General features: G+C 74.7%; 13 protein-coding genes. 6 read left to right on the top strand and 7 right to left on the bottom strand.

What is annotated here, in order from left to right; translation table 11 throughout:
- Positions 1–115: 115 nt before the first annotated feature.
- From ACN9MS_RS04465 to ACN9MS_RS04455, 3 genes are all read left to right on the top strand, one after another.
- Entirely contained in the window at positions 116–3,715 is a 3,600-nt protein-coding gene (locus ACN9MS_RS04465; RefSeq protein ID WP_426310906.1) for an Ig-like domain-containing protein, read from the top strand.
- 199 nt (positions 3,716–3,914) lie between these two features.
- Positions 3,915–4,247 (top strand): STAS domain-containing protein, encoded by a 333-nt coding sequence (locus ACN9MS_RS04460; RefSeq protein WP_426310905.1) that lies wholly within the window; start codon positions 3,915–3,917, stop codon positions 4,245–4,247.
- Positions 4,244–4,717: an ATP-binding protein gene (locus tag ACN9MS_RS04455; RefSeq protein WP_426310904.1), complete on the top strand. Its 474-nt coding sequence runs from the start codon at positions 4,244–4,246 to the stop codon at positions 4,715–4,717. The genes ACN9MS_RS04460 and ACN9MS_RS04455 overlap by 4 nt, the downstream gene beginning before the upstream one ends.
- Positions 4,718–4,738: 21 nt before the next feature.
- Here the strand turns inward: ACN9MS_RS04455 and ACN9MS_RS04450 are convergent, their stop codons facing one another.
- A complete protein-coding gene (locus ACN9MS_RS04450; protein WP_426310903.1) occupies positions 4,739–7,021 on the bottom strand; it encodes a SpoIIE family protein phosphatase in 2,283 nt (760 codons plus the stop codon).
- A 253-nt stretch (positions 7,022–7,274) separates the two neighbouring features.
- Here ACN9MS_RS04450 and ACN9MS_RS04445 point away from each other — a divergent pair, with 253 nt between their 5' ends.
- From ACN9MS_RS04445 to ACN9MS_RS04435, 3 genes are all read left to right on the top strand, one after another.
- Positions 7,275–8,072 carry an ABC transporter ATP-binding protein gene (locus ACN9MS_RS04445; protein WP_426310902.1) on the top strand — a complete coding sequence of 266 codons (798 nt, stop codon included), beginning with the start codon at positions 7,275–7,277 and terminating at the stop codon, positions 8,070–8,072.
- A gap of 117 nt (positions 8,073–8,189) precedes the next feature.
- On the top strand, positions 8,190–8,627 hold the full coding sequence (locus ACN9MS_RS04440; RefSeq protein WP_426310901.1) for a YciI family protein: 438 nt from the start codon (positions 8,190–8,192) through the stop codon (positions 8,625–8,627).
- Between the two features lie 29 nt (positions 8,628–8,656).
- Complete coding sequence (locus ACN9MS_RS04435; RefSeq protein ID WP_426310900.1) at positions 8,657–10,030, top strand: RNA polymerase sigma factor; 1,374 nt, start codon at positions 8,657–8,659, stop codon at positions 10,028–10,030.
- Between the two features lie 11 nt (positions 10,031–10,041).
- On the opposite strand, the gene ACN9MS_RS04430 is transcribed toward ACN9MS_RS04435, so the two are convergent.
- The 6 genes from ACN9MS_RS04430 to ACN9MS_RS04405 all read right to left on the bottom strand — a co-directional run bounded on the left by ACN9MS_RS04430 (position 10,042) and on the right by ACN9MS_RS04405 (position 14,085).
- Entirely contained in the window at positions 10,042–10,323 is a 282-nt protein-coding gene (locus ACN9MS_RS04430; RefSeq protein WP_426310899.1) for a hypothetical protein, read from the bottom strand.
- Between the two features lie 9 nt (positions 10,324–10,332).
- The gene (locus tag ACN9MS_RS04425) at positions 10,333–10,563 is read right to left on the bottom strand and encodes a hypothetical protein (protein ID WP_426310898.1); all 231 of its coding nucleotides are present in this window, start codon (positions 10,561–10,563) and stop codon (positions 10,333–10,335) included.
- On the bottom strand, positions 10,550–10,750 hold the full coding sequence (locus ACN9MS_RS04420) for a hypothetical protein (RefSeq protein WP_426310897.1): 201 nt from the start codon (positions 10,748–10,750) through the stop codon (positions 10,550–10,552). The genes ACN9MS_RS04425 and ACN9MS_RS04420 overlap by 14 nt, the downstream gene beginning before the upstream one ends.
- Positions 10,747–11,664, bottom strand: coding sequence for a hypothetical protein (locus ACN9MS_RS04415; protein WP_426310896.1), 918 nt, complete (start codon positions 11,662–11,664; stop codon positions 10,747–10,749). The genes ACN9MS_RS04420 and ACN9MS_RS04415 overlap by 4 nt, the downstream gene beginning before the upstream one ends.
- 293 nt (positions 11,665–11,957) lie before the next feature.
- Positions 11,958–13,007, bottom strand: coding sequence for an aldo/keto reductase (locus ACN9MS_RS04410; RefSeq protein WP_426310895.1), 1,050 nt, complete (start codon positions 13,005–13,007; stop codon positions 11,958–11,960).
- Positions 13,008–13,038: 31 nt separating this feature from the next.
- A complete protein-coding gene (locus ACN9MS_RS04405; protein WP_426310894.1) occupies positions 13,039–14,085 on the bottom strand; it encodes a LacI family DNA-binding transcriptional regulator in 1,047 nt (348 codons plus the stop codon).
- Positions 14,086–14,271: the final 186 nt, after the last annotated feature.

Here is a 14,271-nt window from a genome sequence, read left to right as displayed (position 1 = left end):
TAGAGGCCTGGTAGCCGAAACCGGGCCTCTACCTCGGCAGAACAGACCCCGCGGGAACGACCCGCACCCGGTGCACCCCGCCGGTTCGCAGCGACGCGAAGGAGGTGGCTCAGGGATGAGCCCGACCGACACCGACACGACCACGCGGGGTGGACCACCCGGTCCTCGCCGCACGAGCCCGGGCGGCCCGGCCGCCCGCCGGACGGGGGCCCGCGTCGTGGCGGGCCTCGGCGCCGGGGCGCTCGTCGCGGGCTGCGCGCTCGCGGCCCTGCCCGCGCAGGCCTCGCCCCTCGGCGCGGTCTCCGCGGCGGGCACGACGGCGGCCGCGGCCGACGTCGCGGGCGTCACCGTGACGCCCGACCCGTCGTACGCGGGCGCGCCGTTCGAGGGCTGGGGCACGAGCCTCGTGTGGTTCGCCAACGCCACGGGCGGCTACCCCGACGAGATCCGCGACCGGCTCGCGGACATGGTGTTCGGCGACGAGGGCCTCAACCTCAACATCGCGCGCTACAACGTGGGGGGCGGCAACGCGCCCGACGTGCCGGACTACCTGCGCGCCGGCGGGGCCGTCGACGGCTGGTGGAAGGCGCCCGAGGGCACGACGCGCACCGACGTCGACTGGTGGGACCCGGAGAACCCGGACCACTGGGACGAGGACGCGGACGCGACGCAGCGCTGGTGGGTCGACCGCATCAAGGACGACGTCACGCACTGGGAGACGTTCAGCAACTCCCCGCCCTGGTTCATGACCGTGAGCGGGTACGTGTCCGGCGGATTCAGCTCGACCGCGGACCAGCTCAAGACGGAGAGCATCGACGACTTCGCGGCCTACATGGTCGGCGTGACCGAGCGCCTCGAGGACGCGCACGGCATCGAGGTCGACACGATCGACCCGTTCAACGAGCCCAACACCAACTACTGGGGCACCCAGCTCGGCGGCGACGGCAACCCGGCCGGGGGCCGCCAGGAGGGCGCCCACATGGGTCCGGGGCTCCAGGCGAAGGTCGTCCCGGCCCTCGCCGCGGCGCTCGAGGGCTCCTCGACCGACGCCGTGATCTCGGCGATGGACGAGACGAACCCCGGCACGTTCGCGACGAACTGGAACGCGTACCCGCAGTCCGTCCGCGACCAGGTGTCGCAGCTCAACGTCCACACGTACGGCACGGGCCAGCGCACGACGGTCCGCGACATCGCCAAGGGCGAGGACAAGCCGCTGTGGATGAGCGAGGTCGGCGGCAACTGGAGCTCGACCGGCCAGGACTTCGAGACCATGGAGTCCGGCCTGGGCAGCGCTCAGCACATCGTCGACGACCTGCGCGAGCTCGAGCCGAGCGCGTGGGTGTTCTGGCAGCCGGTCGAGGACTACGCCAACATGGCGCCCGGCGGCGAGAGCGCGAACGGCATGAACTGGGGCGAGATCCAGATCCCGTTCGACTGCACGGCCGAGGACACGCTCGAGACGTGCCCGATCTACACGAACACGAAGTACTGGGCGACCCAGAACTTCACGCACTACATCGAGCCGGGAGACTCGCTGATCCGCTCGGACGACGCCAGCAGCACGGCCGCGGTGTCGGCCGACGGCACGTCCGCGACGGTCGTGCACGTGAATGCCACGAAGGCCGAGCGCGCCGTGACGCTCGACCTGTCGAAGTTCGGTGCGGTCGGGTCCGATGCGACCGTCACCCCCGTGGTCACGAGCACGGCCGGCTATCTCGTCGAGGGCGAGCCGGTGGCCGTCACGACGGGCGAGAACGGTCCGAGCGCGACGCTCGTCGTGCCGGCCGAGTCCGTGACGACGTTCGTCGTCGACGGCGTGTCGGGTGTCGCGGACGACGCCGCGCTCGTCCAGGACGGTCACGCGTACCGTCTCGACGGCGTCCAGGCGGACCGCTCGCTCGCGCCGTCGGCGTCGGGCACGGGCGTCGTGATCCGCACCGACGCGCCGGTCGCGGAGCAGGCGTGGGAGCTCACGGCGCTCGGCGCCCCCGAGGGCTCCGGCACGCACCGCACGCGCTACGCCGTGACGAACGCGGCGACGGGCCGCCAGCTCGCCGTCGCGGCCGACACGTCCGCCGTCCTCCAGGACGCCCCGGCCGACGTCGCGGACACCCCGCTCGCCGCGCAGTGGATCCTCTCGACGACCGGCGACGGCACCTTCACGCTCGTCAACGTGTCCTCGAAGACCCTCCTCGAGGTCGGCGGGCAGGCGACGGCCGACGGGTCCCCCGTGGGCACGTACCTCGCGAACTCCGGCGTGAACCAGCGCTGGCGGATCGTCGACGAGACGGTCCTGGGAACCGAGCCGGTCGAGGCGTTCACGACGCCGGGCACCACGCCCGAGCTCCCCGCGACCGTCACGCCCGTCTACCGCGACGGGGCGCGCGGAGCGCTCCCCGTGACCTGGGAGCTCCCGGGCGACGATGCGTGGGCCGCGGCGGGCACCGTCGAGGTCGCGGGCACGGTGGCGACCCCGACCGGAGGCGAGGTCGCCGCGACGGCGACCGTCGTCGTCGACGAGCTCACGTCGACCCTCCCGGCGCGCGCCAAGGCGTACGCGGGCGGGTCGCCCGCCCTCCCGACGACCGTCACGGCGGTCGCGGCCGGCGGCGCCGAGGTGCAGCGTCCCGTGGTCTGGGACGACGCCCCCGCGGGCGCGTACGACGCCGTCGGGGTCGTCTCGCTCACGGGCACGGCCGACGCCGGGGCGGGTGCCACGCTCCCGGCCACCGTGCGCGTCCAGGTGACCGAGGCCGCGTCCGCCAACGGCGCGCTCGCCGCGGGCACGACGGCGAGCGCGACGTTCACCGAGCCGGGCTACGCCGTCGGGGGCGTCGTCAACGGCAACCTCACGGACAAGGCCTGGTCGAACTGGGTGTCCGGCACCAAGCGGTCGTCCGACACGCTCACCGTCACGCTCCCGGCCGACCGGGACGTCACGGGTGTCGTGACGCGGTTCTGGAAGGACGGGTCCAGCGCGAGCTGGGCGCAGTCCGTCCGGCTCCAGGCCCTCGTGGGCGGCACGTGGACCGACGTCGGTGCTCCCGTCACGGTGGATGCCTCGCCCGACGGCCCCGCGCCTGCGGTCGAGGTCCCCGCCGACGTGCGGACGTCGTCCGTGCGCGTCGTCCTCACGGCACGGGCGAACACCCACCTGGTCGTCTCCGAGATCGAGGTCCTCGCCAAGGTGCCGGGCACGGGGACCGACGCCACGGCGTCGGGCATCACCGTGGCCGGCGAGCCTCTCGCCGGGTTCGACCCCGCGGTGACGGCGTACGACGTGCCCGTCACGGGCACGGTGCCCGCCGTCGAGGCGGTCGCGCACGACCCGTACGCGACCGTCGCGGTCGAGGCCGCCGACGCCGTGCCGGGGACGACGACGGTGCGCGTCACCGCCGAGGACGGGACGGAGCAGGCGTACGAGCTGCGCTGGACGGCCGACGCCGGCGCGGCGCCGGTGACGGCCGTCGCCGAGACGCGGTGCCTGGCCGGCAAGGTCTACGTCGCGGTCCGCGCCACGAACGACGGCGACGCGCCGCTCGACGTGACGCTCGCGACGCCGTACGGCTCGCGGACGTTCACCGGCGTCGCCCCGGGCGCGAGCGCGTACCAGTCGTTCGCGTCGCGCGCGGCGTCCGTCCCCGCCGGGACGGCCGTCGTGACGGTGGACGGGTTCGATCCCGTCGAGGTCGCGTTCGACGCGCGCACCTGCTGAGCCGTCCGGTCCCACCACGGGCCCGGCCGACGTCGTCCGCGACGTCGTCCGGGCCCGTCGGTGTCTGGCGGACCGAGACCCGGGTTTGGGTCCGGACAGATCCGCGCCACGCGCCGGATCGCAGAGCGAGCGTCGGCAGGTCCGCGTACCGTGTCCCGGGTGCCCGGCACGGTGTCGGGACGAGGAGGAGCGCACCACGGTGACCCCGACGACGAGCGGCGACGTCCTGACGACGAGCGGCGGTACGCGCTGGACGATGCGGGGCGAGATCGACGCCGCGGTCCAGGCCCGGCGCGAGGACGAGCTGCTGCGGATCGCACAGTCCGCGAACGAGCGCATCCACGTCGACCTCGGCGAGGTGACCTTCATGGACTCGGGCGGCCTGCGGCTGCTGTACCACGCCGCGACCGCGGGCTCGGGAGCCCCCGTGCTGGAACGCGTCCCGCGCCGCGTCCGCGACCTGCTGGAGCTCAGCGGGGTCGTCGACCTCTTCGAGCTCGCGGACGACCCGACCGACGAGGACGGCGCGTGAGCGTCGAGCACGCCGCGCTCCCCGTCGGCTTCGTCGAGATCGGCTCCTGGCCGCTGCGGGGCCTGGGCGACCTCGCGACGCTGCGCGAGGGTCTGCACCGCCTGCTCACCGGCAGTCCGCTCCCGCCCGACCGCGCGCTCGAGGCGACGCCCGAACGTGTCGTCCTCGTCGCGAGCGAGCTCGCCACCAACGCCCTGCGCCACGGCCTGCCGCCCACGCGCGTCCGGCTGCTCAGCGACGGTCGCGAGCTCGTGGTCGACGTCGTCGACCACTCGCCGGACGCGCCGGTGGTCGCCGGACGGCGCTCACCGGGCGCGGGCGGGTTCGGCCTCGTGCTCGCGCAGCGGGCGTCGACGGCCGTCGGCTGGTGCCGGACCGGCACGGGTGAGAAGCACGTGTGGGCGCGGTTCGACGTCCCGGTCTTCCGTGCCGGGGCCTCGGTGCGCAGCGCGCTCCTCCCCGTCGGCTGAGCGTCTACCGGAGCGGCCGCCTCAGGCGTCGCGACGCACCAGGAGCAGCGTCGCGTCGTCGGCGGAGCGCGGGTCGCGCGCCGCGGAGACGATCCCGTCGACGTCCACGTCCGGGCCCGTCGAGAAGACCGCCGCGAGCCTGTCCAGGCCGTCCCGGATCGACTCTCCCCGCCGCTCGATCAGACCGTCGCTGTAGAGCACGAGCGCACCCCCGCGCGGTACCTGCACACGCTGGGCGGGCGGGACCCGGTCGACGAGCCCGAGGGGCGGCACGCTCGCGCTCTCGGTCCAGGCCGTGCTGCCGTCGGGGCCGACGACGAGCAGGGGCGGGTGGCCCACCGACACGTGCTCGACGACGCCGCTCACCGTGTCCAGCAGCGCGACCGCGAGCGTCGCGACCTCGCCCGGCAGCGTCCAGCGGGCGACCTCGGCCAGCCGCGCCACCGCCTCGACCGCCGATCCCGTGCTCACGAGCGCCGCGCGCAGCGTCGTGCCGAGCTGGCCCATCGTCGCGGCCGCCTGGAGCCCGTGCCCCGTGACGTCGCCGACCACGAGCGCGAGCCGGCCCGAGGGGAGCACGAGGGCGTCGTACCAGTCGCCGCCGACCAGGCCGGTGCCGGCGGACTCGTAGCGGGACTGGAGGGTCCAGCCCGGGACGTCGGGCAGGAGCGCCGGCAGGAGGCTGCGCTGGAGCTCCTCCGTCGCCCGCACGGCCTTGCGCCCGCGCAGGTAGAGGGCCTCCACGAGGTGGCCGCGCAGCGACGTCGCGACGTCCGTCTGGTCCGACGTCCACGGCACGCTCTGGCCGCGCACGACCTCACGCCAGCGCTGGAACGACTTGCGCGGGCTCAGCCGGACCGCGTCGCCCTCGCGCCTCGCGATCGCCTTGTTGTACGGGTCCCCGCCCCAGTCGACGTGCCGCAGCACCTCGTCGCGCACCCACACGACGACCTGGCCCTCGGGGAGCACGATGCCCAGCACCCCGGCGACGTCGGGAACGAGCGCCGCCACCTCGGGCGCGTCGCGACCCAGCGCCTCGGTCGCGACCAGGTCCTCGCCGTGGCCCAGCACCCACGCCACGAGCGCGCGGCACCCGTCCTCGTCGGGGGCGTTGCCGACCTTGATGAGACCGCCCTCCGCGACGACGACCGCGCCGTCGGCCCGGACGAGGCGCCGCAGCCACCCCGAGCGGGTGAGCGCGGTACCGATCGGGACGCTCTCGTCGCGGCTGTCGGCGGCGAGGTGGGCGAGGACGCCCTCCGCGCGCCGCACCTCGGCCTCGCGCTCGTCCTCGGCCTGCGCGACGAGCCGGACGGACAGCGCCGACCCGAGGAACTCCGCGGCCGTGCGCACCTCGTACGGCGGCTCGTGCGGGCCGGCGTAGTGGTGGCACGCGATGAGCCCCCACAGCTTCCCCTCGCGCAGCAGCGAGATCGACATCGACGCGCGCACGCCCATGTTGCGCAGGTACTCCAGGTGGATCGGCGAGACACTGCGCAGCGTGGAGTACGTGAGGTCGAGGGGCGCGCCCGTCGTCGGCAGCAGCGTCGGCACGATCGGCTGCGGCTCGTAGTCGACGTCCGCGATGAGGCGGATCCAGTTCTTCTCGTACAGCGCGCGGGCCTGCGGCGGGATGTCCGACGCCGGGTAGTGCAGGCCCAGGAACGCGTTGAGGTCCGCACGGCGCGCCTCGGCGACCACCTCGCCGTTGTACGCGTCGTCGAAGCGGTAGATCATCACGCGGTCGAACCCGGTGAGCGCGCGCACGTGCCGGGCCGCGTCGTCGTACAGCTCGTCGAGGGTCGCGGCGCGCTCGAGGTCGCGCAGCGCGTGCCGCACGGACAGGTACGTGTTGGGGAACGTCAGGGGGCGCGCGCCCGCCGCGGTCTCGAGCTCGACGACGAGCACCGGCTCGGTCTCCGGCCCGTCCGGGGGCAGCGGGGGGCGGTGGAGCACGGCGTCCACGGCGAGGGACGCCCCGTCCCAGCGGTCGAGCTCCAGCGTCACGGGGTTGCGCGTCGCGAGGTCGCCGACGTTCGTGGCGTGGTCGAGCACGCGGCGCGCCGGGCCCGCGCCCAGCGCGTCGGCGAGCGGGCGGCCCACGAGCGCCTCGGCGGACCTCCCCAGGTGCCGCTCGACGTTGGCCGACGCCTGGAGCAGCACGCCGTCCGCCTCGCGGACGACGAGCAGGACGCCGCGCGGCTGGATCATGCCGGGGACGTGGATGGGCTCGCGCGCGCAGTTGTCGAGATCCACCGCCTCGCCGGGCGCCAGCAGCTCCGGCTCGTCGACCGTCCTGGTCACGTGGTCCTCCGTCCGGGTCGCCGCACGCAGGCACGATGCCTCGGTGCGGGTCGACGGACCACCTGGGCTCGAGGATCCGGGTCGAGTGCCCCAGGCTACCGCGCCCGGCGCCCCGGCCCGATCGTTCTGTCCAGGCACGATCCACCCGGCGGCCCTGCGTGAGCGACACCACGGAACTCCGCGGTAGCGTCGTTCGTCGGACGAGCGGGGCCCCGGACCGCCCGCCCGGCCCCGACGAACCAGAAGGTGACCCATGAGCACGACGACGACCCCGATCCTGCGCGCCACCGGCCTCGCGGCCGGCTACGGAGGGCCCGACGTCGTGCACGGCATCGACCTCGACGTCGTGCCCGGCGCCCTGCCGGTCGGGATCGTCGGCGAGTCGGGCGCCGGGAAGTCCACGGTCGTGCGCGCGCTCGTCGGGCTCGTGCGGCCGACCGCCGGACACGTCACGTACGCCGGGCGCACGGTCACCAAGCTGTCGCGCCGGGACAAGAAGCAGTTCACCGCCGACGTCCGCCGCGTCTCCCAGGACGGCCTCGCCGGGATCGGGATCGACCCGCGCTGGACCGTCGACCGCACGCTGTCCGCCGCGCTCAAGGACGCCCGCAAGGCCGGTCGCCCCAGCGGACGATCCGTCGAGGACCTGCTCGGCGACGTCGCGCTCGAGCCCCGGTACGCGCCGCGCACGATCCACTCGCTCTCGGGCGGGGAGAAGCAGCGGGTCGCGCTCGCCGTCGCGCTCGCGACCCGCCCGCGCGCCCTGCTGCTCGACGAGCCGCTCACCGCCGTCGACCCGGCGATGCGGGGCGACGTCGTGCGGCGCCTCGCCGACGCGACCGCCGAGCTCGGCACCGCGGTGCTGCTCGTCTCGCACGACCTGGAGCTCGTCGAGCGGATGTGCCCCTCCGTCCACGTGCTCGCCGACGGGACGTTCGTCGCCGCCGGGGCGCTGCGCGACGTCTTCGCCGGCACCGCCCCGGGCGCCGACCACCCGGCCGTGCGGGGGCTCGCGGAGGCCGCGCCGCTCGCCGTCCAGCGCTTCCGCTGACGCTCCGGGAAACTCGTCGGCGACGCGTGTCGAAGACCGGGGGTCTCCGTACGACGTCAGGGTGAACGCGCCTTCACGACACTAGGGTCGAGGAGGCACTCACCGAGGAGGAACGTCATGCGAGTCATGGTCATGATCACGGGCAACGGGGCCGACGAGGACAAGATCGCCCCCACGCAGGAGATGCTCGCCCAGATGGGCGCGTACAACGAGGAGCTCGTCAAGGCGGGCATCATGCTCGACGGCCAGGGCCTCCAGCCCACGGCCAAGGCCGCGCGCGTCGTGTTCAGCGGGGGCGAGACGTCGGTCGTCGACGGGCCCTTCACCGAGTCCAAGGAGATCGTCGCCGGGTACTGGATCTGGCAGGTCTCCTCGCTCGAGGAGGCCGTCGAGTGGGCGCGCAAGTGCCCGAGCGACCCCAGCGCAGGGCTGGAGGAGGTGCTCGAGATCCGCCCGATCTTCGAGCTCGAGGACTTCGGCGCCGAGTACACCCCGGCGCAGCGCGCGAAGGACGAGCGCCTCGCGGAGCAGATCCGCGCCCAGCAGGGCTCCTGAGGCTCATCGGGGCGAGGACGGGCACGGCGATGACCGACGTCTCCCGCACCGTCGAGGCCGTGTGGCGCATCGAGTCGCCGCGGCTCGTCGCGGGCCTGGCGCGGACCCTGCGGGACATCGGCCTCGCCGAGGAGGTCGCCCAGGAGGCGTTCGTCGCCGCGCTCGAGCAGTGGCCCGAGCAGGGCGTCCCGGACAACCCGGGCGCGTGGCTGACGACCGTCGCGCGCCGCCGCGCCGTCGACCTGGTCCGCCGCGAGCGCACGCGCGACGAGAAGTACGCGCGGCTCGCGGCGGGTCTCGCCGCGCCCGGTGCGAGGTCCGGCAGGGGGACGACGACGGTCGCGCACGCCGACGACGGCGGCGCGGTCCTCGTCGGGTCGGTCCCGGCCACCGACGCGATCGTCGACGACCCCGTGGGCGACGACCTGCTCGCGCTCGTCCTCGTCGCGTGCCACCCGGTGCTGCCGCGCGAGTCCCGCGTCGCGCTCACGCTGCGCCTCGTGGGGGGCCTGACGACCGACGAGATCGCCCGCGCGTTCCTCGTCCCGTCCGCGACCGTGGGGCAGCGCATCTCCCGCGCCAAGCGGACGCTCGCCGAGGCGAACGTCCCCTTCGACGTCCCGCAGGCCGACGAGCTCGCCGCACGCATCCCCGCGGCGCTCGAGGTCGTGTACCTCGTCTTCACCGAGGGATACGCCGCGACGTCGGGCGACACGTGGGTGCGGCGCGAGCTCGCCGAGGACGCCATGCGGCTCGGCCGCGTGCTCGCCGGGCTGCTGCCGGGCGAGCCGGAGGTGCACGGGCTCGTCGCGCTCATGGAGCTCCAGGCGTCGCGGTTCGCGGCCCGCACCGGCCCCGGCCCGGACGGCGAGCCCGTGCTCCTCGAGGACCAGGACCGGTCGCGCTGGGACCGGCTCCTCGTCCGCCACGGCCTCGCCGCGCTCGACCGCGCGCTCGCGCTCGGCACGCGCGCCGGGAAGGCCCTCGGCCCCTACTCGCTCCAGGCGGCCATCGCCGCGTGCCACGCGCGCGCCGCGACGTGGGCCGACACCGACTGGGAGGCGATCGTCGCGCTCTACGACGCGCTCGCGTCCGTCGCGCCCTCCCCCGTGGTCGAGCTCAACCGCGCCGTGGCCGTGGGCTACGCGGACGGTCCCGAGGCCGCGCTCGTCGTGCTCGACGCCGTCGCGGACGACCCGCGCCTCGCGCGCCACCACCTCTACGGCGCCGTGCGCGGCGACCTCCTGACCCGGCTGGGCCGGCACGCCGAGGCCGCGGTCGTCCTCGAGAGCGCCGCCGGTCTCGCGCCGACCCGCCACGAGCGTCAGCTCCTGCTGGAACGGGCCGCCGCCGCGTCCTCGACGACGGGCGCGCGGCGGCACGACGTGGACCCGGCACCGTGAGCCCGGTCCGGTCAGCCGAGCGAGCGGACGTCTCCTCGCCGTCCCGGCACGCTCAGCGCGGCGAGGAGCGCCTCGGCAGCCGCGAGGTCACGTCCCAGCGGCGCCCCGGACGTCGGGTCGGGCCGCCGCGCCGGGGCGCGCTGCGGCGAGGCGTCGACGACCGACGTCCCGCGCGTCGCACGACGCCCGCCGAGCTCGCCGAGGTCGCCGTCGTCGCGGATCGCGACGACTCCCTCGACCCTGAGCAGCGGGATACGGAGCAGGCGTGCCAGGAGGCGGATCTCGATGTCCATGGCGCCCGTCTAGTCGCCGAGCCGGATCTCACGGTCCCGGTCGGGCGCGTCGTCCGCCCCGGACGAGGACTGGGAAGCCGACGTCGTCACGTCCGCCTCGGCGAGACGAGCCCGTACCTGTGCGACGACGGCCTTCGCGCCCGCCTCGATCTGGGCGTACCGCTCCCGCCCTGCCCGGGTGCCCAGCAGGTACCCCAGCCCGAAGAAGGCCACACGGCCCAGGGTCTTACTGCCGAGCATCGCCGTCGTCCGATCCTTGGCGACTCCGTACGGCCGAGACCGCCGCGCTGGCGGCCGTGACCGCCGCCACCGACCCGAGCGTGATCAGGCCGGTCCGCACCGCACCGGTGCCGACCCGCTTCTGCTGGTGCCGGAGCGACTCCTTCACCCGGTCGAGGAAAGTCTTCTTCCGGAACAACGCGCTCATGACGCTCCCACCTTCTGGTCGTGCTCGGCCGAGTGCCTGCGGATCGCCGTGACGATCGCCTGCTTGCGCATCGACGTGGTCAGCTCGAGACCCATCTCCGTGCCGAGCGCGAGCAGCTTCTCCTTGGTCATCTCGTCGAGGTTGAGCGGGTCCGTGTCGGCGTCGGCCCCGAGCCTGCGGCCCTCCGCGGTCGCCGCCCTCCGTCGGTCGTCCGCGTCCTCCACCCTCCGTCGTGCCGCCTCGGCCTCTTCCTCGGCCTCTCCCGCCAGGCGCTCGGCGCGGGCGCGAGCCTCGTCGGCTGCTCGACGGGCCTCCGCGGCAGCCTCTTCCGCCAGCTCGCGCGCCGTGGCCATCTCCTGGCGAGCATGCTCGATCGCCTCCTCGGCCCGGCCGCGCGCCTTCTCGGCCTGCTGCTGCGCCTGCTCCACGCGGCTGCGGACCTGCCCCTGCATCTCCGCCACGCGGCGAGCCGCGTCCTCCTGCGCCCGAGCCCTCTTCGCCGCCACGTACTGGTCGGCCTCGCGCTGGGCGTCCGCGACCACCTGAGCGACGTCGCGCTCTCCCTCGTCACGGGCCTCCTCGAGCCGTCTGCCGCCCTCCGCCTCGACGTCGCGGGCGGCGTCGTCCCGCTCCTTGGCCTCCCGGGCCGCGTCGTGGGCTCGCAGCTCGAGCTCTCGGACGCGCTCCATCGCCGCGTCCACGCGGCTCGTCCGACGCTCCGTGCCCGAGGTGAACGGGTTGGCGTCCGCCACGGTCGTCGCGGCGCGTTGCCCTGCCGCCTGGACGGTGTGGCCCGCGGACCGGGCGGGCGTCGCCACCCCGGTGTCCAGCAACCACAGGATGTTGCGCGGCAGGTCGGTCAGGCCGCGTCGCGCCGTGCGCCCCAGCCAGACCACGGGATTGGACCTGGTCATCGGCTCCTCCTCACCTCGGCGGGAGCCCGCTCAGGCGGACCGCCCTCTCGGCGGCCGCCGCGCGGCCGCTCGGGGGACGCCGCGGCCGGAGGCGCGTGCGCCGTCCCGCGCGGATCCACCGCTGACGAGACCACCGACCACTGCACGCCCCCTGCATCCAGGACACTGCACCTCCCGCCCGCACGCACGCCAGGGCGCGCGCCGAGCGCGCGGGCCCCGGAGCAGGGGGCGCGAGGGCGAGGCGCGAGGCGTGCAGGGCGGCGGGAGGAGGGCGCACCGCCCGCCGTGCTCCCCTACCGCGTGAGGACGGACTCGATCTCGGCCGACTCGTCGGGGGTGAGCGGGGGTGCCGAGAGGGCCGCGACGTTGTTCTCGAGCTGGCGGACGCTGCTCGCGCCGACGAGGGCGGACGTGACGCGGTCGTCGCGGAGCACCCAGGCGAGGGCGAGCTGAGCGAGGGTCTGGTCGCGGCCGGCGGCGATCTCGTTCAGCGCCCGGGCCCGCTCGAGGTAGGTCTCGTCGAGGTTCTGCTCGGACAGGAACGGGGAGTCGGGGCGTGCGGCGCGCGACCCCTCGGGCGCGGAGCCGGAGAGGTAGCGGTCCGTGAGCAGGCCCTGCTGGAGGGGCGAGAACACGATGGTGCCGACACCGAGGTCGCCCACGACGTCGAGCAGCGACTCGCTCTGGACGCCGTCGTAGCGGTCCTCGTGCGCCGGGTCCTCGACGTGGCGGTTGAGCATCGAGTAGCTGGGCTGGTGGATGAGCAGCGGGGTGCCGAGGTCGGCGAGGATCGCGGCGGCCTCGCGCGTGCGGGACGGCGAGTAGTTGGAGACGCCGACGTAGAGCGCCTTGCCCTGCTGGACGGCGTCGTGCAGCGCCCGCATGGACTCCTCGAGCGGCGTGCTCGGGTCCGGGCGGTGGTGGTAGAAGACGTCCACGTAGTCGAGGCCCATGCGCGTCAGCGACTGGTCGAGCGACGACAGGAGGTACTTGCGCGAGCCGCCGTCGCCGTAGGGCCCGGGCCACATGTCGTACCCGGCCTTGGAGGAGATGACGAGCTCGTCGCGGTACGCGCCGAGGTCCTGGGCGAGGTGGCGGCCGAAGTTCTCCTCCGCGGAGCCGTACGGCGGGCCGTAGTTGTTGGCCAGGTCGAAGTGCGTGATCCCGAGGTCGAAGGCGCGGCGCAGGACGGCGCGCTGCGTCTCGAACGGGTTCACGTCGCCGAAGTTGTGCCACAGACCGAGCGAGATCGCGGGCAGGTCGAGGCCGCTGCGCCCCGTCCGGCGGTAGGTCATGGTGTCGTAACGGTCGTCGGCGGCGACGTAGCGCGGGGCGAGAGGCATGTGCCCATTCTGCCTCCCCGCGCCCGGGGAGCTAGGCCGAGTCCCGCACGACGAGCACGGGGTCGAAGATCCGTGACGTGACCCGCGGCTCACCGGTCTCGACCTGCTCCAGCAGGAGGCGCGCCATCTCGGCCGCCATCTCCTCCACGGGTTGGCGCACGGTCGTCAGGGCCGGGCGCGTGAGCGTGCCGGCGGGGCTGTCGTCGAACCCCACCACGGCGACGTCGTCGGGGACCCGGCGCCCTTGCTCGCGCAGCGCGTGGACCGCGCCCTGCGCCATGACGTCGTTCGAGACGAAGACGCCGTCGAGCCCCGGCGCTGTGCGCAACAGCTCGAGCATCGCGGCCTCGCCGCTCTCGACCGTGAAGTTGCCCTCGACGCTCGGCACGTACGCGTGACCCCGCCGGGCCATCGCGTCGCGGAAGCCGTCGAGGCGGTCCCGGGCCGCGAGCACGTCGAGAGGCCCCGAGACGACGCCGACCGTCCGGCAGCCGCGGTCCAGCAGGTGGTGCGCGGCGAGGCGTGCGCCGTCGGCGTTCGCGACGTCGACGTAGCTCACCGGGAGGGGCCGCGGCGGCCGGGCGAAGAGCACCGTGGGTCTGCCCGTGGCCAGGAGCTGCTCGGGGAGCGGGTCGTCGGCGTGCGTGGAGACCAGGAGCGCGCCGTCGGCGTTGCCGAACCGCAGGTACGACACGACCTGCCGTCTCGCCTCGTCGCCGTCGGCGAGCATGAGCACCGGGTGGACGTCGTGCGGACGCAGGGACCGCACGAACGACCCCACGACGCGGCCGAAGAACGGGTCGGCGAGCAGGCGCGGGAGGTGCAGGCCGTCGTCGGGGGCCGGCTCGGCACCGGAGACGACGACGGCGACCGTCCCGGTGCGCCGTGTGACGAGCGAGCGGGCGGCACGGTTGGGGACGTAGCCGGTCGTCGCGACGGCCTCCAGGACGACCTCCTGGACGGCGGGCGCGACCTTGCGCTTGCCGTTGACGACGCGCGAGACCGTCGCGCGCGACACGCCTGCCACCCGGGCGACGTCGTCGAGCGTCGGCGCCCGGTGCTGCACGTCCTCGCTCACGCCACCGACGATAGCAGGGGTAAGAGCGCTTTCCCGGGTCGCCCCGTCTCGGGGCGAGCTCGGATCGCATCCCCTTTTCTTACTAACCAGTTTGTCAGACTTAGCGCCCCTTTTAGCCCGATTTATGAGCTTATTCCCGCCCGCCGGAGCACCAGCAGCGCTTGACAGCCCCCGTGAGCGGGTGAA

It is taken from the genome of Cellulosimicrobium sp. E-16, from assembly GCF_049913115.1.
GTDB lineage: Bacteria > Actinomycetota > Actinomycetes > Actinomycetales > Cellulomonadaceae > Cellulosimicrobium.
This window is presented reverse-complemented; position numbering and strand designations above follow the sequence as displayed.